General features: G+C 63.6%; 21 protein-coding genes and 1 riboswitch. Of the genes, 8 read left to right on the top strand and 13 right to left on the bottom strand.

Annotated features, from left to right (window positions below; translation table 11 throughout):
* Window positions 1–33 precede the first annotated feature (33 nt).
* The gene (locus Q7V46_RS19595) at window positions 34–612 is read right to left on the bottom strand and encodes a TMEM165/GDT1 family protein (protein WP_304915245.1); all 579 of its coding nucleotides are present in this window, start codon (window positions 610–612) and stop codon (window positions 34–36) included.
* 13 nt (window positions 613–625) lie between these two features.
* A riboswitch (yybP-ykoY riboswitch) is annotated at window positions 626–824 on the bottom strand.
* Between the two features lie 154 nt (window positions 825–978).
* Between Q7V46_RS19595 and Q7V46_RS19590 the strand changes: the two genes are divergently transcribed.
* The 3 genes from Q7V46_RS19590 (at window position 979) to Q7V46_RS19580 (ending at window position 2,126) form a co-directional block, all read left to right on the top strand.
* Window positions 979–1,293 (top strand): BON domain-containing protein, encoded by a 315-nt coding sequence (locus Q7V46_RS19590; RefSeq protein ID WP_304915244.1) that lies wholly within the window; start codon window positions 979–981, stop codon window positions 1,291–1,293.
* Window positions 1,294–1,480: 187 nt separating this feature from the next.
* Window positions 1,481–1,852 (top strand): hypothetical protein, encoded by a 372-nt coding sequence (locus Q7V46_RS19585; RefSeq protein ID WP_304915243.1) that lies wholly within the window; start codon window positions 1,481–1,483, stop codon window positions 1,850–1,852.
* A gap of 124 nt (window positions 1,853–1,976) precedes the next feature.
* Window positions 1,977–2,126 carry a lmo0937 family membrane protein gene (locus Q7V46_RS19580; RefSeq protein ID WP_304915242.1) on the top strand — a complete coding sequence of 50 codons (150 nt, stop codon included), beginning with the start codon at window positions 1,977–1,979 and terminating at the stop codon, window positions 2,124–2,126.
* 326 nt (window positions 2,127–2,452) lie between these two features.
* Here Q7V46_RS19580 and Q7V46_RS19575 read toward each other — a convergent pair whose 3' ends face one another.
* From Q7V46_RS19575 to Q7V46_RS19565, 3 genes are all read right to left on the bottom strand, one after another.
* Window positions 2,453–3,100, bottom strand: a complete 648-nt coding sequence (locus Q7V46_RS19575) for a glycine zipper 2TM domain-containing protein (protein ID WP_304915241.1) — start codon at window positions 3,098–3,100, stop codon at window positions 2,453–2,455.
* A gap of 174 nt (window positions 3,101–3,274) precedes the next feature.
* Window positions 3,275–5,341, bottom strand: coding sequence for a catalase (locus Q7V46_RS19570; protein WP_304915240.1), 2,067 nt, complete (start codon window positions 5,339–5,341; stop codon window positions 3,275–3,277).
* A gap of 12 nt (window positions 5,342–5,353) precedes the next feature.
* Entirely contained in the window at window positions 5,354–5,902 is a 549-nt protein-coding gene (locus Q7V46_RS19565; RefSeq protein WP_304915239.1) for a bacterioferritin, read from the bottom strand.
* 363 nt (window positions 5,903–6,265) lie between these two features.
* On the opposite strand from Q7V46_RS19565, the gene Q7V46_RS19560 reads away from it, so the two are divergent.
* On the top strand, window positions 6,266–6,766 hold the full coding sequence (locus tag Q7V46_RS19560) for a hypothetical protein (protein ID WP_304915238.1): 501 nt from the start codon (window positions 6,266–6,268) through the stop codon (window positions 6,764–6,766).
* An 80-nt stretch (window positions 6,767–6,846) separates the two neighbouring features.
* On the opposite strand, the gene Q7V46_RS19555 is transcribed toward Q7V46_RS19560, so the two are convergent.
* From Q7V46_RS19555 to Q7V46_RS19525, 7 genes are all read right to left on the bottom strand, one after another.
* Window positions 6,847–7,548: a Crp/Fnr family transcriptional regulator gene (locus tag Q7V46_RS19555; protein ID WP_304915237.1), complete on the bottom strand. Its 702-nt coding sequence runs from the start codon at window positions 7,546–7,548 to the stop codon at window positions 6,847–6,849.
* 192 nt (window positions 7,549–7,740) lie between these two features.
* Window positions 7,741–8,130, bottom strand: coding sequence for a DUF302 domain-containing protein (locus tag Q7V46_RS19550; protein WP_304915236.1), 390 nt, complete (start codon window positions 8,128–8,130; stop codon window positions 7,741–7,743).
* Between the two features lie 10 nt (window positions 8,131–8,140).
* Window positions 8,141–8,776: a YeeE/YedE thiosulfate transporter family protein gene (locus Q7V46_RS19545; protein WP_304915235.1), complete on the bottom strand. Its 636-nt coding sequence runs from the start codon at window positions 8,774–8,776 to the stop codon at window positions 8,141–8,143.
* Window positions 8,777–8,784: 8 nt separating this feature from the next.
* Window positions 8,785–9,294, bottom strand: a complete 510-nt coding sequence (locus Q7V46_RS19540) for a YeeE/YedE thiosulfate transporter family protein (protein ID WP_304915234.1) — start codon at window positions 9,292–9,294, stop codon at window positions 8,785–8,787.
* 2 nt (window positions 9,295–9,296) lie between these two features.
* On the bottom strand, window positions 9,297–10,427 hold the full coding sequence (locus Q7V46_RS19535; RefSeq protein WP_304915233.1) for a rhodanese-like domain-containing protein: 1,131 nt from the start codon (window positions 10,425–10,427) through the stop codon (window positions 9,297–9,299).
* 565 nt (window positions 10,428–10,992) lie between these two features.
* On the bottom strand, window positions 10,993–12,048 hold the full coding sequence (locus Q7V46_RS19530) for a M48 family metallopeptidase (RefSeq protein WP_304915232.1): 1,056 nt from the start codon (window positions 12,046–12,048) through the stop codon (window positions 10,993–10,995).
* 28 nt (window positions 12,049–12,076) lie between these two features.
* A complete protein-coding gene (locus Q7V46_RS19525; RefSeq protein ID WP_304915231.1) occupies window positions 12,077–12,676 on the bottom strand; it encodes a LemA family protein in 600 nt (199 codons plus the stop codon).
* 521 nt (window positions 12,677–13,197) lie between these two features.
* On the opposite strand from Q7V46_RS19525, the gene Q7V46_RS19520 reads away from it, so the two are divergent.
* Complete coding sequence (locus Q7V46_RS19520; protein ID WP_370690394.1) at window positions 13,198–14,160, top strand: YihY/virulence factor BrkB family protein; 963 nt, start codon at window positions 13,198–13,200, stop codon at window positions 14,158–14,160.
* A 1-nt stretch (window position 14,161) separates the two neighbouring features.
* On the opposite strand, the gene Q7V46_RS19515 is transcribed toward Q7V46_RS19520, so the two are convergent.
* Together Q7V46_RS19515 and Q7V46_RS19510 are read right to left on the bottom strand one after the other, a co-directional pair.
* Window positions 14,162–16,729 carry a membrane-bound PQQ-dependent dehydrogenase, glucose/quinate/shikimate family gene (locus tag Q7V46_RS19515; protein WP_304915230.1) on the bottom strand — a complete coding sequence of 856 codons (2,568 nt, stop codon included), beginning with the start codon at window positions 16,727–16,729 and terminating at the stop codon, window positions 14,162–14,164.
* Window positions 16,730–16,918: 189 nt separating this feature from the next.
* Window positions 16,919–17,635 carry a Crp/Fnr family transcriptional regulator gene (locus tag Q7V46_RS19510; protein WP_304915229.1) on the bottom strand — a complete coding sequence of 239 codons (717 nt, stop codon included), beginning with the start codon at window positions 17,633–17,635 and terminating at the stop codon, window positions 16,919–16,921.
* 58 nt (window positions 17,636–17,693) lie between these two features.
* On the opposite strand from Q7V46_RS19510, the gene Q7V46_RS19505 reads away from it, so the two are divergent.
* From Q7V46_RS19505 to Q7V46_RS19495, 3 genes are all read left to right on the top strand, one after another.
* Window positions 17,694–18,047: a hypothetical protein gene (locus Q7V46_RS19505; RefSeq protein WP_304915228.1), complete on the top strand. Its 354-nt coding sequence runs from the start codon at window positions 17,694–17,696 to the stop codon at window positions 18,045–18,047.
* Window positions 18,048–18,216: 169 nt separating this feature from the next.
* On the top strand, window positions 18,217–19,176 hold the full coding sequence (locus Q7V46_RS19500; protein WP_304915227.1) for a hypothetical protein: 960 nt from the start codon (window positions 18,217–18,219) through the stop codon (window positions 19,174–19,176).
* Between the two features lie 278 nt (window positions 19,177–19,454).
* On the top strand, window positions 19,455–19,697 hold the full coding sequence (locus tag Q7V46_RS19495; RefSeq protein ID WP_304915226.1) for a hypothetical protein: 243 nt from the start codon (window positions 19,455–19,457) through the stop codon (window positions 19,695–19,697).
* The last annotated feature ends 35 nt before the right edge of the window (window positions 19,698–19,732 follow it).

Below are 19,732 nucleotides of genomic sequence, written 5' to 3'. Positions count from 1 at the left end.
CAGTGCCACCATGACCGAGTGGCGCGCAGGGACTCAGAACCCCAGTCGTTCCCCTGCACCCCACAAGGTGGCCACGCCCAGCAACGCAAAGATGGCGGCGGCCACGCCGTGCACCAGCTTCATGGGGATCTTTTCGGCCAGCTTGTTACCCACGAACACCGCGGGTACGTCGGCAATGAGCATGCCCAGCGTGGTCCCCACCACCACCAGCAGCGGGGCGGCGTAGTGCGCGGCCAGTGCCACGGTGGCGATCTGGGTCTTGTCGCCCATCTCGGCCAGGAAAAAGGTGATGAGCGTGGCGCCGAACACGCCAAAACGCGTGGCCACGTGGGTTTCGTCCTCTTCGATCTTGTCGGGAATCAGCGTCCACACCGCCATGGCCAGAAACGACAGGCCCAGCACCCAGCGCAGCACCTCGGGCGTGAGCACGGTGGTGATCCACACACCCAGCGCACCCGCCAGGCCATGGTTGACCAGGGTGGCCACCAGAATGCCGGCAATGATGGGCAGGGGTTTCTTGAAGCGTGCGGCCAGGATGAAGGCGAGCAGCTGGGTCTTGTCGCCAATTTCGGCAAGGGCAACGACGCCGGTGGAGACGAACAGGGCTTCCATGAGAGGGGAGATCCTTGAGGCCGGAGCAAAAGACGGATGACCACCACGCTTCCCCGGCCAACGCGGAGGCATGGTGGTCAAAGGTCTTGCCAGGCGGTGAGCTGCTGGCGCCATGGCCGGATGGTGATTTCCCGGCCAAGTGTGTTGACGCAAGCCTCTTGCAGGTGCCGCCGTGAAGCGGTGAAGAGCGGCTACTCCCCAATGACGCTCAAGAGTTTAGCAGTCATCGCTGACAAGGTGCGACACCGCACAGACATTCGAGCAGCGCAGGCCTAATCTCGCGGGCAAGGCGCTGATGGTGCTTGAGGTTTTCGTTCCGAACACCCCGCACCTCCGCACCTGCTAACCATCCTTAAAGGAGCCCCAATGAAAACCATCCAACGCCTTTCCGTCCTCGTGCTCGCCGCAGCCGCCTTCACCACCATGGTGGGCTGTGCTGCCACCTCCACCAAGGAGAGCACAGGCCAGTATCTGGACGACACCGCCATCACCGCCAAGGTGAAGGCAGCGATCTTCAACGAGCCAACGTTGAAGTCGGCCGAAGTCAACGTGGAAACCTTCAAACGCGTGGTCCAGCTCAGCGGCTTCGTGAGCTCGCAGGCCGACATCCAGAAGGCAACCTCTGTTGCCCGCAGCGTGGATGGCGTGGCCTCGGTCAAGAACGACATGCGTTTGAAGTAAACGCAGCTCCTGCGCCGCTGCGCGGCTTCCCTCTCTCGCCTTGTACGGTAGGGAGTCGGCACCTGAGGTCCGGCATTGCCGGTTCCTTGGTGTCGCTGGTTGTTGCGCAGCTGCAGAAGTGATGGATCGTGTTTTCACGTCATCACCAGCTTCACCCGGTTTCCTCCCCCATCACCGAAAGGATCACATGAACACCGCAGTCAACGAACTTGGCAAAGACGTCTCCGCCCTGGCCAACACCGCCTCGCAAACCGCAGAGGGCGCCATGCGTCTGGCGCAGCAAGGCGCAAACCGCGTGGCCGATGGCGTGAACGAGGTGCGGGCGCAGTCCGGCGCTGCCTTCAAGCACCTGGCCCGCGACACCGAAATGCTTGCCCAGCACAGCAAGGAAGCCCTGCGTGAAGGCGTGGACCACCTGCGTGAGCGCTCATTGCGCACCCGTGATTCGGCTGCTGCCTACATCGAACACGAGCCGATCAAATCGGTGCTGATCGCCGCTGCCGTGGGCGCTGCGGTCATGGGCTTGCTGACGATGTTCAGCCGCCCCCGTCACCACTGATCTGATCTGACCAGATCGGCTTGGGGGCGTTTGTGCCCCCGGCTGTGGGTGAGAGGGCAGGGACCACATCGGTCGTTTGCACTGCCTCTCTTCAACTTCTCCCTTTCCATACAAGGAGATTTCCATGCTTTACACCATCGCTGTTGTCCTGCTCGTTCTCTGGCTCCTGGGTCTGGTGACCTCCACCACCATGGGCGGTCTGATCCATGTGCTGCTGGTGGTGGCTGTGATCATGGTGCTGTTGCGCGTGATCACGGGGCGCAGCCCGTTGTGATGCAGACGGCCTGAAACCCGCGAACCGGCTCGCACAGTTGCGAACCGGAAGGGGAAGCAGGCCGTGGTCGCATCTGGCAACTGGCCCTTGCAGGTTGCCTGAGCCTGGGATCCCTACAGGGGATGCCAGGCTTTTGGTCGTCTGCGTGACAGGCTGACTGGCTGCTTTCCTTCATCGGGTCGTTCAAACCGATGTTCGCAAGCCACCCGGAGCCTTTCTGTCCGACACCCCCCGATTGGATGCAAAAAAAGACCTGCATCGCAGGTCCAAAGGGGGGGTGGAGATCCGTTTCGGTCAAGCCGAAGTGTTCTGAAAAGTGCCGCGTGTCAGATCCGTGGCTCGCCTTCGTCGTTCACTGTGATGGTGCGTCCGGGTGGTTCGGTCATCTGCACGCGGTGTTCAACGCCGCGGAAGATGTAGGTCACGTCCCAGTAGTCCGGCGTGTTGCGGCTGTGGTCGGCGGTGCAGCGCTGCACGTCCTGGGTCTGTTGGCCGCCAAAGGCGCCACCACGGCCCACGTTGGAACCGATCACCGCACCCGCCACCACGCCGCCAGCGGTGGCGATGTCACGGCCACTGCCGCCGCCGACCTGGTGACCCAGAATGCCGCCAATCACTCCGCCCACGATGGCGCCAGGCATGTTGGCCGGTCCACGGGATGTGGGCACGTTTTCGCGTTCGATCCAGCAGCGCTGGCCTCTTTCGCCCATGACGGCGCGCACCGATGTCACGGGCACGTCAAACAGGCGCTCGCGGTCGCGGCGCCGGAAGTCGCGTCGGGTTTCCTGTGGTTGTTGCACCTGCGGCGCCTGCGGTGCCGGATAGGTGTAGACCCGCGGAGGTGGCTGGGCCGCTGGCTGTTCGTACACCGGGTAGGGGTAGGGCGCGGCGCAGCCGGCCAGTGCCAGCACGGCCACGGCGGTGAGTGCGCCAGGCAACCAAGCCTTCAGGCTGCGTGGGGTCGATGTTTTCATGGAGAACTCCTGAGTGTCAGCAAGATGCTGCTTGTTCAAGATAGGCCCAATCTGTCTGGCCGTCTGTGCGCCACCGCACCAGCCGGTGGCGCAAGTGGCTCCCTGACCGGAACGTGCCCTCACGTCCCGGCATGGCGAGCGTGTCTGGAGCAAGGGCCCCGTTCGGATGGCGCTTCAGGCCAGCAGGCGGACCGAAGGTTCGCGTGCCCACTGGCGCGTGCATGCGGCATCGACAAATGCCTTGGGATCGTCGGCGCCCAGCACGCCAGCGTCGGGCTTGATGCCCGCTGCCATCAGCAGTGCCTGTGCGCCCGCATCGGTGGCGATGGCCTTGAGATGGCCGAAGGCATCACGAACGAAGTCCACCGCCGCCGCCTCGCGGCACAAGGCCTTGCCGGCAGACTCTGAGAGCACCAGCGCCACCGCATCGAACAGCACCGAAGGCGTACCCGCAAGCTGTCCGTCGGCCGCCAGCTTTTTGCCACTGGCCAATGTGACGCCGCCCACCTTGGGCGCAACGATCTTCACGCGGGCACCTGCCGCCATCGCGGCTTTCTTCAGTGCTGCAACGGTGGCGCCGTCTGAGCCGTTGTCCACCAGAATACCCACGCATCGGCCTTCCAGTGTGTGCGTGGCATTGGCGATGATGCTCAAGGCGGCCGATGGTGGCAGTTCCTTCAACGGCTGCACGGTTGCTGCCATGGCCGGCAGCGCCTCCATGCCCAGACCATCGGCCACGCGCTGCCCCAGCATCTGGTCAATCACCAGCAGGTGCGACACCATGGCTTCGCGAACGTGCGGGTGTTCAACCTTGGACAGCTCGAACACCAGCGCCGACGCCATGTGGGCCTGTTCGGTGGGCGTCTGGCTGATGAAGAACTGGCGGGCCTGGCTGTAGTGGTCGGCAAAGCTGGCGTCGCGCACGCGGCCACGCTCGCCACCCTCGTCAAGCGCCACGCTCACAAAACCATTTGCGCGGTCGCTGCGTGGGGAGTCAGGCGACAGCGTGTTCGGCTCGTAGGCCACGCGCCCGGGGGGTTGTGCCATCTGCATGTGACCGTCGCGCTGATGGTTCGCGAACGGGCACTTGGGCGCATTGATCGGGATCTGCTCGAAGTTCACCGATCCGAGGCGCGAGAGCTGCGTGTCCCGGTACGAGAACAGGCGGCCCTGCAGCAGCGGGTCGTTTGAAAAGTCGATTCCGGGCACCAGGTGCGTGGGGCAGAACGCCACCTGCTCGGTCTCTGCGAAGAAATTGTCTGGCCAGCGGTCCAGCACCAGGCGGCCGATCACTTGCAGGGGCACCAGCTCTTCGGGAATGAGCTTGGTCGCATCCAGGTGGTTGAAGGGGAACTGGTCGGCCTCGGCCTGCGTGAACAGCTGCACCGCGAACTCCCATTCGGCCACTTCACCCGCACCCAGCACGTCGAACAGTTCGCGGCGGTGGAAGTCCGGGTCGGCGCCCGCGATCTTCACCGTTTCATCCCACACGGTGGACTGCATGCCCAGCTTGGGGCGCCAGTGGAATTTCACGAAAGTCGAATCGCCGGCAGCGTTGATCAGCCGGAAGCTGTGCACACCGAAACCTTCGATCATGCGCAGCGAACGTGGCAGCGTGCGGTCCGACATGATCCACATCACCATGTGCATGGACTCAGGTGTGAGCGAGATGAAGTCCCAGAACGTGTCGTGGGCTGTGGCAGCCTGCGGAAAGCCCCGATCAGGTTCCATTTTCACGGCGTGCACCAGATCGGGAAACTTGATCGCGTCCTGAATGAAAAAGACCGGAATGTTGTTGCCCACCAGATCCCAGTTGCCCTCCTTGGTGTAGAGCTTCACCGCGAATCCCCGCACGTCGCGCGGTGTGTCGGAGGAGCCCGAACCACCGGCCACCGTTGAGATGCGTGAGAACACGGGCGTCTTTTCGCCGACTTCTGTCAGCACCTTGGCCGTGGTGTAAGCCTCCAGCGAACGGGTGAGTTCAAAGAACCCATGTGCGCCCGAGCCGCGTGCGTGCACCACCCGCTCGGGAATGCGTTCGTGGTCGAAGTGTGTGATCTTCTCGCGCAGCACGAAGTCTTCCAGCAGGGTGGGGCCCTGCGGGTGGGCGCGCAGTGAGTTCTGGTTGTCCGAGATCACCATGCCCTGCTGCGTGGTCAGTGGTGGATGTTCGGCATTCGCCTGCTGGTGCAGTTCGCCGCCAGTGCCCAAGAGTGCGTCGTGGGGTTGCTTTTTTTTCATGTTGGGTCCCTTTCAGTTGGATTTGGCGGGCACTTGCGTCAACAGATCGGCCAGTTCGTCGGCGTGCTCTTCTTCCACTGCGAGGATGGATTCGAAAAGGCGGCGCGTGGTCGGGTCATCGGCACCCACGGACTCGATCGCATGGCGGTAGCTGTCGATGGCGATGCGCTCGGCCACCAGGTTCTCGCGGATCATTTCGGTCAGCGTGGCGCCTTCCACGTACTCGGCATGGCTGCGCTGGGTGAGCGAGTCGGGAGAAAAATCCGGTTCACCACCCAGTTGCACGATGCGCTCGGCCAACTGGTCGGCGTGGGCGAGTTCTTCATTGGAATGCACCAGGAACTCGGCCGCCGTGGCGTGTGAATGAATGCCGCTGGCCATGAAATGGTGGCGGCGGTAGCGGAGCACGCACACCAGTTCGGTGGCCAGGGCTTCGTTCAGCAGGGCAATGACGCCCTCGCGGTCTGCGCTGTAGCCTGCGGTGACGGCGCCTTCCTCGATGCGCTGGCGTGCGCTGTTGCGCAAGGCCTTGATGTCGAGTGGTTTGACAGGTTCGTTCATGGGGTTCTCCAGGCGGATGGTGGGTATGCGGAACGCGAACGTGAAGTTCGTTGAAGGGAGCTTCTGGTTGATGGGTGCCACGTTGGGGTACCACGTTGGTCCACGGATCGAGCATGGGGCTGGCGGCCTGCGCTCGTCGGTGCTGTGGCGTACATACGAAGACCAGTCTTCACCCGAAATCTGGCCTGTCAGCCTGACGGATCAACCGTCGTTGGTCCGGCGCCGTGGGAGTCATGCAATGCAGTCACCACAAGGTTCGGTGACGCACAGACGCTCCATTCGACGCCTGTCCCAATGTATGAACACAGCGTCGTTGGCAAGCGCGCTCGCTTTGCTTCCTGAACCTTGCCGAACGGAGTTCCCATGAACCATCTGATGAGCAAGCCCAGCATTTCCACCAGGGGGTCGTCTGCCTTCCAGTTCCTCGACTCGGTTGGCGACAACGAGCCCGGTTCGCGCAAGCAGGATCGCGACGAATTGTTCCTTCACATGCTGGAGGCCTACCGTGGAAGCGGGGGGCTGTATCGGGGGGGCGATGTCAACGCCTTGCTCGAAGGCCGCGGCCGTCACACCGCAGGCACCGTGGACAAGTGGATGGACAGGAACGAGGTGATTCACTTCGAATGGCAATGCCTGACCTGGCTGCCAAGATTCCAGTTCGACATGGTCACCAAAGCGCCACTGGCAGAGGTGGGCCTCGTGGCCACAGAACTGGCGGGTGTTTACGACAAATGGGAAACGGCGCTGTGGTTTGCCCATCCGAGTTCTGCTCTGGAGGGCCGGGTACCGGCCGATGCCATGCGTTCGGATCCCGATCTGGTCATCCAGGCGGCCCGCCGAGACAGACGCCTTGCCATTGCCTGAAAGGGAGCGGGGCTGCGGCCCCCTGCGTCAGCCTACCGACCCTCCCTTGCAAAGCCGGAGTGGTCTCGGTACCAGAAAGATCAGAACTTGACGGCCATCATTTCGGTGTAGAGCAACTTGTCGGCCTCATAGCAGCTGCAGGCTTCTTCCTCGAGTCCAGCCCGGTCCAATACCTTCAGTTCGCCCCGCCGGTACTCGATGAGGCCATTTTTCTGGAAGTCGCTCGCCGACTGGGTCACACCCACGCGCCGAACGCCCAGCATCAGCGAAATGAATTCCTGCGTCACGTGGAACTGGTCGGAATCCGCTCGGTCCTGGCTCATGAGCAACCAGCGCGCCAGCCTGGGGCCGATGGGGTGGAAACGTTCACACGCCGATGCCAACGACTGCTGATGCAGACGTGTCATGAGTGACCGTTGCACCACTGCCTGCAGCGCTGGCATGTCTTCCATGGCCTTCTGAAAGGTCTTGACGGCGATGCGCAAGCAGGAGCCAGCACCCTGTACCACGGCGCGCCAGGGAGTCTTGGTGAGCCCAAGGATGAGTTCAGAGCCCAGCATGCCCTCACGACCGATCATGCCGACCTCCAGCGGGGGGTGGCTGTCGATGTCAACCACCAGGGAGATGAAGCCGGTGCGAGGAAAGTAGGCGTGCGTCAACTCTTTGCCACTTTCGATGAGATCTGCCGAAAGCACCAGTTCAAACGGCTCGCAGAGTGCGATGAACTGCTTTTTGACTGTCTGTGGGAGCAGATCGATGAGGTGGTTTTCGATGTCTGACATGGTGTTCGTCCGATGCACAAGCACCGCCCGTTTAGGGTCCACATGCGGGTCGCTCGAACACAGTGCCCGGCAATCCCTGTCGCACTATGCGATACATGAAGGTTTCCCACCGTCTGATAGCGAACAAAAGAGGGCAAACCATGCAATCAGAACACGGGGTGTGAAACAGGCATCGGGTCAAGCTCTCGGATTTCACTGCGCCAGGTCCTTGCAAACCCGCCGCAGTCGTTGCTCGGCATCTGCTGCGACAGCCTGAACATCGCGCGTTTCAACCATCGCCATCATCACCAAGGGGTCGATGAAAGCCACAGTGACCCGGCCTTCGTCTTCCTGGCGGACGACCACGTTGCACGGCAGCAGCAAGCCGATGTCGGGCTCCGCCTGCAAGGCCGTGTACGCCAGCGGAGGATTGCACGCACCCAGAATACGGTAGGGCGGCATATCGGTACCGAGCTTTTCCTTCATCGTGCCCTGCACGTCGATATCGCTGAGCACACCGAAGCCCTCCTTTTTGAGCGCAGCCGTGACGCGCTCAATGGCCTCTCCGAACGAAAAATGGAGGGTGACATTGAATTTGTACATTGGGGTTCCTTTAAGGTGCCAGTTGCGCCGTGACGATCAGGCACAGAATGAGAAGGGGGACGAACAACGCGATGAAACCCACCAGCCGCATGCCCAGCAGATCCGGCAACATGATGCGTCCGCGGCTGCCGATTTTCGCCATCCTCGAACCGACGGAGGCAGAGGTTTCGGCATAGAGGTAGCTGCCGACCAACAGGCCGACGATGCCGGCAATCGCGTCAAGATTTCCCTGCCCCAGCGCAGCGATGCCGGTACCAGGGCAGTAGCCGAGCAGCCCGAGACCGACGCCGAAAAGCAGGCCGCCTGCAATGTTGCTGGCATAGCGCGTGGGCTTCACGTGCAACTTGACCAGGCCCAGGCCGCGCATCGCAAAAATGCCCGCCATGCCAACGATGATCGCGGTGAGCATGACCTTGATGACTGTGAAATCGGTGAGAAAGAATTGCCCCATCAGCACTTCGTAGCGGGCCACCCCGCTCTTCTGCAGAAGGAAGCCGAAAGCGACACCGAACAGGAGACCGAGTGCAAGCTGGCGCACTGAATCTGGCTTGTCAAGGTCGTGAGCCTCATCGCTTTCGAGCGCCTGCGGCGGGAGAACGAGCACGGGTGGCGCGTTGTCAGGCAGGGGGTTCGCACGTGCATGCATCGCGTTCTTCATAGCCGGTACAGCAGGTGGGAGGTGGCGACGGCACCGACGAAGAAACACACCAGCGCTACCCACGAGCCGACCGAAAGTTGCAGTGCGCCACTGATGCCATGGCCGCTCGTGCAGCCGCCCGCGAGCCTGGCCCCGTAGGCCGAGATCGCGCCGCCCAGGAACGCGACACCGAGGCGCAATATGACATCAGGTCCGAACCGCTGTTCCCACAGAGCGGGCACCCAGGTTGAAGAGAATTCGCCGCCGGTGACGGCGGAGATGAAGGCACCCAGGAGCATGCCGAACACCAGCATCACCCCCCATTCGATTTTTGGCCTGGTGTCCTGGTAGTACTTCAGGTTTTCCGTATGGCCCTTGGAAAACAGCGTTCCGACCATGCCAGCCAGCCGGGCGTAAGCGGTCGACACGCTCAGCGGCTTGTTGGAAAAATAAAATGTCGCCATCGACAGCAGTCCGATCAAAGTGCCGACGAGGTAGGGCGACCATGCACCCGATTCGAGTTGCATGATCAGTCTGCCTTTTTCGATGTGCCGGGCCCCTCAAGCGGAAGACCCAGCTTTTCCCACGCAGTGATGCCACCGAGCATGTTGTGGATATACGTGAAACCGTTGCGCTTCAGGATGCTCGCGGCAAGGCCCGAGCGGTGCCCCACGTTGCAATGCACGACGATCTTGCTGTCTTTGGGGAGCGACGGAAGCTGCTCCTCCAGATGGCCGACATAGGCATGCACTGCGCCCGGTATGCGCTTCTCGTCCCACTCGTATTCGTCCCGTACGTCGAGGATGTGGACAAGGCCCTGCTGCATCCAGCTTGCCGTTTCTGCGGCATTTGTGGTCGTGATGGATTCCAATGGCAGCCCCTTGTCGCGCCAGCTCTCCATCCCGTTGGCCAGAATGCCATCCACCGTATCGATGCCAATGCGCGCCAGAGACAGCACCGCGGTTTTCGAATCTTCCGGTCCGTGCGTGACAAGGAATATCCGGGTGTTTTCGTTGCAGACCCAGCCGCCGAAAGCGGGCAACCCTTCAAGCCAGATGTTGTAGGCGCAGGGAATGTGTGCCGCAGCGAAGGCCTCCGGTGAGCGTGAGTCGATCACCAAACCTTCTTTCATTCGGGAATTGAATTCAGCGGGCTGCAGCACCCTGACGGTGGACGGCCACTTGAGCGGCCTTCCGGGGAGCAAGTTCACTTTTTCCATGTGCTGGAAATAGGGTGGCCGCGCCATTTTTTCGGTCAGCTTTGTTTCCACGAAGTCCTGGCGGCTTTTGCTGAAAACAGGGTTCGTCTCCTTTTCAATCCCCAGGGTCGAGTCGTCGCGCTCCGAGATGTTGCCACCGCAGGCAGAGCCTGCACCGTGCGCCGGAAAGAGCAGTGTCTGGTCGCCCAGCGGCGCAATTTTGCGGTGGATGGCGTCGTACAGGATGCCCGCGTTCTCGCCGGTTTTTCCTGGATCGGGGAGGTCGGTGCGGCCGGTGTCGCCGACGAACAGTGCATCGCCGGTGAACACGCCCCAGCATTTGTCGCCGGCATCCTTCACATAAACCGCATAGGACATGCTTTCAGGTGTGTGGCCAGGTGTCTCGAGCCCGACGATACGGGTGGTGCTCACCAGAAATTCTTCGCCGTCGCCGAGTTTCACGTCGGTCTCGCCGAACAACGCGTGGCTGCCGCTGACAATCTGGGCACCCGTCATCTGGGACAGGGTGCGCGACCCGAATTCGAAGTCCTCCTGCCGATGTGTTTCCAGCACGTAGGCAATGGACAGGTTGTTTTCCCGGGCCAGACACAGATACTCGTCCACATCGCGTCGCGGATCGATCACGATGGCAAGACCGTCTCCGCACCCCAGCAGGTAGGCGTTGTGCCCCAGGCCGGGTGTCTTCACACGCTGAAAAAACATGGTGGTCCTTCAAAAATGAATGGGTGGTCCTGGCCAGCACAACATCCGTGCTTCAGCACACATTGCCAGGTGGCCATTGGAGGCCACCAGACGGGGTGAGCAGAACGTGCCGAATACTAGAAATCTGTGGGCGACCAGTCTGTTCGGCGCCGTACATCATGTGTTCTGCATGACCCCCGCGTTCCGGGATCTGCAAGCATGCAACGATGGCCTGAAGACGCAGCAAGCGCCCCATTACTGGAACTTCAGCATCAGCAGGTCGCCTTGTTGTGACGCGTGCCACTGCCTTGTTGGGACAGGCCCGTCAGGCGGGTGCGTCTGCGGCGTCTACGGCGTGTGGGGGGTCGATGGCGTCAAAGCGCCCGTCCCAGCTGGGGTCGATGGCCCGGATACGTTCGGCCAGCGGCGGGTGGGTGGCCAACCAGCCGAAGACCGGCTTGCCCAGGCCGTTTTCGAAGAACATGTGGCTGGCCTCTCCGGCATGGGGGGAATCGATGCGTGCGCCGACGCTGCCAATCTTGCGCAGCGCGCCGGCCAGCCCGGCCGGGTTGCGCGTGAACTGCACCGCTGATGCATCGGCCAGCATCTCGCGCTGACGGCTCAGGGCGGCCTGGATCAGGCGGCCGAACAGAACCCCCAGCGCACCAATGGCCAGCAGCGCCACGCCCAGCAGCATCATGGGCGCGCGGCCCCGGTTGCCGCCGCCACGCGAGTACAGCAACACCCGCCCGATCACGGTCAGGCACACGATGCCGAACAGCACGCCCATGATGCGGATGTTCAGGCGCATGTCGCCATTGAGCAGGTGGCTGAACTCGTGCCCGATGACACCTTGCAACTCGTCTCGCGTGAGCAGGGTCATGCCACCGCGGGTGATGCCGATGGCGGCGTCCTTGGCGCTGTGACCGGCGGCAAAGGCGTTGATGCCCGCATCGTTGTCCAGCACGTACACCTTGGGTACGGGCACATTGGCGGCCAGCGCCATTTCCTCGACGACGTTGCGCAGCCTGCGCTCGTCAGCATCGGTCGGTTCGGCGGCCAGCAGCCGCCCGCCCAGTTCTTCTGCCACCTCGCTGCCGCCGCGCGACAGGCGTAGAAATTTGTAGGCTGCGCCCACCGTCACCACACCCAGTGTCCCGGCAACGACCCAGCCAAACAGCTGCAGGTCCCAGGGCGCAATGCTGCCCCACGACGCCAGGGCCACAGGAGTTCCCGGGTCTGTCTGTACCTGCGTGAAGTGCAGGATCAGCAGGCTGGCTGCATACACCGAGCCGATGATGAACACGATCGCCAGCACGAAGTAAAGCACCAGAGCGGTGGTCTTGGTACGTGCCCGGTCTTGCTGGCCGAAGAAGTCCATGGCGATGTTCAGGTACGCTGCAGCGGCTTCAGGCGAAGGCCACCTGCGGCGGCTCGCGCTGCGCGGGTTCCTCGATCACAAACAGCTCGGCGGCGGAGAAGTTGAACCCACTGCTGACGATGCTGCTCGGAAAGACTTCGCGCTGCGTGTTGTAGGCCATCACCGCGTCGTTGTAGGCCTGGCGCGAGAACGCCACCTTGTTTTCGGTCGAGCTCAGCTCTTCCATCAGCCCTTGCATGGTGGTGTTGGCCTTCAGGTCGGGATAGGCTTCAGACAGTGCAAACAGGCGGCCCAGCGTGCCGGACAGCGCGCCTTCGGCGCCGGACAGCGCCTTCATCGCCGTGGGGTCGCCGGGCTGGGTGGCCGCTGTCGTGCGGGCCGTGGATGCGGTGTTGCGCGCAGCGATCACGGCCTCCAGGGTGCCGCGTTCGTGCTGCAGGTAAGCCCGGGCGGTCTCTACCAGGTTCGGAATCAGGTCGTAGCGCCGTTTGAGCTGCACGTCGATCTGCGCATAGGCGTTCCTGAAGCGGTTGCGCAGCGTCACCAGCTTGTTGTACAAGGCAACGACAAAGAACCCAGCCAGCAAAAGCAGGCCAGCCAGGATAAGCAAAGTTGTGGTGGTATTCATGGCGTCCCGATACAGAAAGATTGCGGTTCAGTCTGGTTTGTGCAGGCGTGTGTGGTCTGTTCGGCTACGTACATAGCTCACATCACAGCGTCCATCGGGGTGCGCTCGGCCTGTTGCTCGGCAACTTCGCTGGTGAAGGATGTGCCGTTCCATGTTCGACACCGCACAGAAATATCCACCGGCGGCAGGTTAGGCTTGGTCCGACGGCAGCGATGCGGTCCTGCTGGCATCATGATCCGTTCACCGCTCTCGCAAAGCTCCGCTCGACGCCGGTGCCTTTGGCCCCTTTTGAAATGCTGCCCATGCCACCGATTCCCCTTGCTTGCGGGCGCCGCCTGCTGCCCCTTGAAAAGCTGTCGACCTTGCGAGTGCCCCGCGTGCGGGAGTCTGCATGAGCGACGCACGGCCGCTCCGAAGGCGCTCAGCCCCGCAGTGCGCAGCACGGAGGGTAGTCCAGTGAGCGCCGCACGGCCGCTCCGAAGGCGCTCAGCCCCGCAGTGCGCAGCACGGAGGGTGGTCCAGTGAGCCAGCCGCATCAGGACGCCACACGGCCGAGACCCCGCCACACACCGGCGGCCTGGTGGCGCCTGGCCAAGCAGGTGGTCAACTCGTCTCTAGAAGATTACGTGCCGAGCATGGGCGCGGCGCTGGCGTACTACACCGTGTTCTCGATGGCGCCGTTGTTGCTGATCGTGATTTCAGTGGCTGGGCTGGTTTTCGGAGCCGAGGCCGCCCGCGGCGAAATCCAGGCCCAGTTGCAGGGCCTGATGGGCGAAAGTGCCGCCGGCGTGGTGCAGGGCCTGCTGGTCAGCGCTAGCGAGCCTGCCCAGAGCTTGTCGGCCACGGTCCTGGGTGTTGTGCTGCTGCTGGTCGGCGCAACGACGGTGTTCGCAGAACTGCAGGGCGCGCTGGACCGGATCTGGCGTGTCGGCCGGCGCAATGAAAAAAGCGGCTTCTACTGGCTCATGCGCGCACGTCTGCTGTCGTTCGGGATGATCATGGCGGTGGGCTTCCTGCTCGTCGTCTCCCTGCTCGCCAGCGCGATCCTGGGTGCGATCAGCCGGCGCTGGGAATCGGCCTTTGGCGCGTGGCAGACGGTCGTCGACCTGGCCAACGCCGTCGGCGGGTTCCTTCTGGTCGCGCTCATGTTCGGCCTGATTTACAAGGTCATGCCACGTGCGCGTGTGGCCTGGGGCGACGTCTGGCTGGGGGCCTTGCTGGCTGCGCTGCTGTTCACACTCGGCAAGGTATTGATCGGCATCTACATTGGCCGCAGCGGCATGGCGTCGGCCTATGGCGCGGCGGGCTCGCTGGTGGTGGTCTTGCTGTGGGTGTATTTCTCGGCGCAGATCCTGCTGGTGGGTGCCGAGTTCACCCATGCCTATGCAGGCATCTTCGGGTCGCGCTGGGGTCGCCGCGCCCGTCCCCGCCTGCCTGCCGTGCCTGTCGAAACAGACGCAGAACCCCAGGCGCCTGTGGGGTAGATCAACGCGGCAGCGCGTAGACCACGACGCTGTCGCCGAGCGTGGTCTTCAGCCGGGCGTGGCCGCCGGCGGCGATGGCCACGTATTGCCGGCCGTCGTGCATGTAGGTCATGGGCGAGGCCTGCCCGCCGGCAGGCAGCCGCGCCTCCCACAGCAGCTCGCCATTTCGGGTGTCGAAGGCGCGCAGGAAGTCGTCCTGCGCGGCAGCAATGAAGGTCAGTCCGCTGGCGGTATTGACGGCCCCACCGATGTTGGTCGTGCCCATTGTGATTTTCAGCCGCGTGGGAATCCCCAGCGGCCCTGAGTCGTAGCCCGTGCCCAGTGGCTGGCTCCACAGCAACTGGCCGGTGCGCAGATCGGTGGCGGCAAGGTACCCCCAGGGCGGCGCGATGCAGGGCACATCGAGCATCGACAGCCAGATGGGCCGCGTCACGCCATAGGGTGAGCCCGCCTGCGGCGCGACATCCTGGTCCACACGCTGGCCACCGCTGCCCACGGGCTGGTCGGTCACCTGCGCCCGCGGAATCAGGGTGACCACGTTGGGCAGGCGGCTGTGGTTGGTGACGAGTATCTGCAGATCGGGGTTGACTGCGAGTCCGCCCCAGTTCAGTCCGCCAATGGTGCCCGGGAACAGCAGCATGCCGCCAGGCTCTTCGGTGGGCGGGGTGTAGATACCCTCGTAGCGCATCTGGCGGAACCTGATGCGGCACATCAGCGCGTCGATCGGTGTCATGCCGAACAGGTGCGCTTCGGTGAGCCGTTCTGGCTCTGCGCCGGGGGGCTGGGGCGCGCCGGCGAAGTTCGGCAGCGCCACCGATTGCGGTTGCGTCGGCGCAGTGCGATCGCCCGGGGTGGCGCCCTGTGGTGCGCTGCGTTGCTCGACCGGGCGCAGTGGCTCGCCTGTGGCCGCATCGAGCACGAAGATCGAGCCGGTCTTGGTGCCCTGCAGCAGCACACGCCGCATGCGCCCGTCGATTTCCATGTCCATCAGCGTGGGCTGTGCGCCCAGGTCATAGTCCCAGAGGTCGTGGTCCACCGTGCGGTAGTGCCATCGCGCCTGGCCTGTGGCGGCGTCCACGGCCACCACCGCCGAGGTGTAGCGGTCCTCCTCGGCGTTGCGGTCGGCACCGTAGTGGTCGTTGGCCGAGTTGCCGGTGGGCAGGTAGACAAGGCCCAGCGATTCGTCGGCCGAGATCACCGTCCACACGTTGGGTGTGCCGCGCGGCCAGATCTCGCCCGCCGCCAGGGCCTGCTGGGGGCGGTCGGTGCGGGTGGCATCCCATGCCCAGACCAGGGCGCCTGTCTGCACGTCGTAGGCCCGCACCACGCCCGAGGGGGCGTCGCGGCGCTGGTTGTCGCTGACCTGCTGGCCCACGATCACACGGTTGCCCACGACGACAGGGCCTGAAGTGTTGGACGACAGACCGGGTGCCTGATTGCCCATGCCTTCGCCCAGGTCCACCGTGCCCGCCATGCCGAAGCTGGGGCAGGTTTGGCCGGTGGCGGCGTCCAGCGCGATCAGCCGGCTATCCACAGTGGCCAGCAGGATGCGGCGCGGGCATTCGGGCGGCGGTGCCGTATCCGTCGCCATCCCCTGGCCCGCGGCCGCAGGCGGTGTTTCATGGTAGGCCACGGCTCGGCAGGCCACGCTGAACAACGGTCCCATTGCCTCCAGAGGCACGGCAGGATCAAAGTGCCACTGCTGCGTGCCGGTGGCCGGGTGAAGCGCAAACACCTGCCCGCTGCTCGAACAGACGTACAGGCTGTCCCCGATCTTCAGCGGCGTGTTCTGAAAGGCAAAGAACACGCGCTCGTTCGGTGCCATGTCACCCGTGCGGAAGGTCCATGCAGGCTCGAGCTGGCCCACGTTGTCGCGCGTGATCTGTGAGGCCTGCGCGAAACGCTGGCCCAGGTTGGAGCCTCCATAAGCCGTCCATTCTTCGGCACCCGGAGCTGAAGCGGCTCGACCGAATGTGGTCGTGGCCACGGCATCGGGGGCGACGGCCGGCGGTGGTGCCTGGGTCAGGTGTATTGCCGGTTGGGCAAAGGCCGGCGCCCACCGCGTCAGGCCCATCGGTACGGCCACCGCCAGGCCGAGCAGGGCCAGGCCGACCATCACCGGGCCACGTTGGCTGCGGGGCACGTGCCCGGTGCGGGTCGGGTGGGGCGGGCGCGGCATCAGTGCCAGCGCCACGGCCATCAGTGCCAGCAGACCGAGCAACACCCCCGAGCGGCTGGCGAGGTCCACACCCCAGACCGGCATCCAGCCCTTGGACGCGATTTCCCAAAGTGCCCAGGCCACCGTGCCAGCGACGACCGCAGCGAACAGCGCCACACCGGCCACGGCGCGTCCACCCAGCACCAGAGCGGCCGCTGCCACCATCGCGATTCCGGCCAGCACAAAGTACAGCGAGCCGCCCAGCGTGACCAGCCAGGCTCCCAGTCCCGCCATCACCAGTCCCAGCAGGAGCAGAACGGCAGCCAGCACCTGCAACAGGCGCCAGGCCATGCCACGCAGCGCTGGTGAGGGGTTGTGTTCTTTTGGCAGCGGTGCGGGTGAGGTGTACATGCGGCCAGAGCATCGGCGCTGCGGCCGGGGTGGGTCTGTACGCCAGCAGACAGAAGCGATCGGGTCGCGGCAGCGCACCGGTTTCATGAACCCGAGACCACGCCGGCGTGCAACGGCGGGTCATCAGGCTCTGTGCGGCCTCAAGTCGTCTGACGATGCGTCACTGCACACAAATGGAGAAGTTGCGGATCAGACCGCTTCCAGGGCGGGCAGAAGGCGGTCGTATTCATCCTTCACGATCTGGTAGCACTCGCACGTGTGGCGCTCCAGGCCGGGTCGGTCCAGCACCCAGATGTGGCCACGCGCATAGCGGATCAGGCCGGCGGCCTGCAGTTTGTGCGCTGCCTCGGTGACGCCCTCGCGGCGCACGCCCAGCATGTCGGCAATCAGCTTCTGCGTCACCACCAACTCGTCGGTGATCGAGCGGTCCAGGCAGAGCAGCAGCCATCGGCTCAGCTGATTTTCCAGCTTGTGGTGGCGGTTGCACACCGCCGTCTGGCTCATTTGCGTGATAAGTGCTTGCGAGTAACGCAACATCAGGTGTCGGACCGCGCAAGACCTTTCAAATTCAGCCTTGAGCAATTCGGCTGGTAGCCGGTAAGCCATGCCGGCACTCAGCACCACGGCGCTGGTGGGTGTGGTCCCGTCGCCCAGAAAAGTACAGCCGCCCAGCAGGCCCTCGAAGCCGACCACCGCGATCTCCACCGAAGAACCGTCGGACAGCACGTAGAGCATCGAGAAGATCGCACTGGTGGGGAAGTAAACGAAGCTCCGCTTCGCACCGGCTTCGTGGACCACCGTGCCTTGCGGCAGGTCCACCGGCTCCAGCCGGGATTTCCAGCGTTGCCACTCGGCATCTGGCAAGGACGCCAGCAGCCTGTTCTGGCGTGCATCGTATGGTTCCATGAATCGGCCCTCCACCAAACCGTTTCCCGTCGCGACTCTTTGTTCGATACCGCACTTTATGCCCAAAGAAGACCGTACAAGCGACCGTCTGTCAGCAAGAGTGGCAGGCAACGCACAGCCATTCCCCGCGTTTCTTGTGCTGGCCCGGTGCTGGGTCGGAGAGACCCATCCTCGCTGCGGCCTCAGCGAGCGCCTGCCGGGCCTTGGCCCCCTCGGCCTGTTGCAGCCGGCGGGGCTGCCTCTGGCGCTGAAAAACGGACACATTCGAAACCAGAGCAACACCTTGCTGGAGCGGATGATGTCGCTGTTGCAGCGGGACGATGGGGTTGTGAGCACCTGGGCGAACGACGGGCAACCCGGTCACGACACCGCCGGGCACCTGGTCCGCCAGGCCTGCACCGCCGTTGTCTGATTGGCACACAGACGGTCCACAGACTTCTCGATGCGCTGTTTCACGTCAGGGCTTATCCGTTCGAAATCGCACAGACTTTCAGCCGCGGCGCCTTTACGGTCACCCCTCTACGAGCTTTTCCGATGACCGAATTTCCGGTCCTGGGTGTGGTTCGACAACAGGAGTGAACATGGCAAATCCAGGCGCATTGAGCCTTGAACAGGCAGCGTACGGTCGCGTACCTGGCGGCAACTTGATCGAACGTTCCACCGGCACCATGAGTGCGGTTTCGTGGGGTGCCATTGCAGCGGGGGCGGCGGCTGCGGCGGCACTTTCGCTGATCTTGCTTATTCTGGGCCTGGGTCTGGGTTTGTCGTCGGTTTCCCCGTGGTCCCATGCGGGCGTGGGTGCGGCAACCTTGGGCATATCCACCATCGTGTGGTTGACGGTGACCCAGTTGCTGGCTTCCGGCATGGGCGGCTATCTGGCAGGCCGTTTGCGCACCAAGTGGACGGAAGTGCATCCCGACGAGGTCTTCTTCCGTGACACCGCGCACGGCTTTCTCGCCTGGGCCGTGGCTTCGCTGGCCACCGCTGCAATGCTCTCTTCGGTGATCGGATCCATCGTGGGCGGTGGCATTCAGGCCGGTTCCACTGTCGCGGCCGGTGCGGCCACCACCGCCACGGCAGGTATGGCGAAGGACGACGAGAGCGGGTCGATGGCGTACTTTGTCGACTCGCTGTTTCGCCGTGATGCTGCCCAGGCCGGTATGCCGGCGACCACCAACGGACCGTTTGTCGGCAGCGCCGACCAGGAACGCAGCAGCGTACGCGAGGCCGCAGAAATCGGTCGCATTTTCACGAATCTCAGCCTGACCGAACCCCTGCCAGTGGATGACGTGCGCCATGTCGGACAACTGATCGCCCAGCGCACCGGCCTGTCGCAGGCAGACGCAGAGAAGCGGGTCACAGACACCTACGCGCGGGCACAGGCCCAGTTCCTTGAGGCAGAAACCGCCACACGGGAGGCGGCAGACGCGGCGCGCAAGGCTTCTGCCTACACCGCGCTCTGGATCTTCATTTCGCTGCTGATCGGCGCCTTCGTCGCCAGTCTCGCTGCCACCGTTGGTGGGCGTCAGCGCGACACCTGAAAACCTCCCACAACCCCATCAACGAAAGCCCGACATGCGCTCACTGCTTCTCCTTTTTCTTGGTATCCCTATCCCGGTGATCATCCTGATCGCCCTGATTTTCTGAACGTCTCGCATCAGAGGGCACCCGACCCGGGTTCCCTTTGTGACACCTCGAGGGCTTCGGGTCAAAAGCAATGCCTTGCGTACGCAAGCGCACAGACTTCGAACGGCCCAGACGGTAAAAAGGCATTCAGTTTCATGAAGGCACTCGCCTTCGCCCTTTTCAGGAGAGTCCCATGCCCAAGAACAGTGCTGTCACACCCTCGTGGACCACATCGTCGTTCGGCCACCCCGCCGAATGGCTCTCGTCCGAACGTTCCGAGCTGAGCGCCCACCTCGCGCACTGCGGTGAGCAGCGAAGGCCCCTGCACGTGTTGCGCAGCGGTGCCGACCGGCTCCAGGGGATGATGGTGTCCCGCGTGGTCACATCGGCCGTCGTGCTCGGCTTTCTCATCGGTGGTTCCTGGCTGGCCCTTTGAGTCGGTCGGTGCGTTCCGGCGGCCGGCTCGGGTCC

The organism is Hydrogenophaga sp. (genome assembly GCF_030651625.1).
GTDB lineage: Bacteria > Pseudomonadota > Gammaproteobacteria > Burkholderiales > Burkholderiaceae_C > Hydrogenophaga.
The sequence above is the reverse complement of the archived record's forward strand: the minus strand, read 5'-3'. Positions and strand labels throughout refer to the sequence as shown.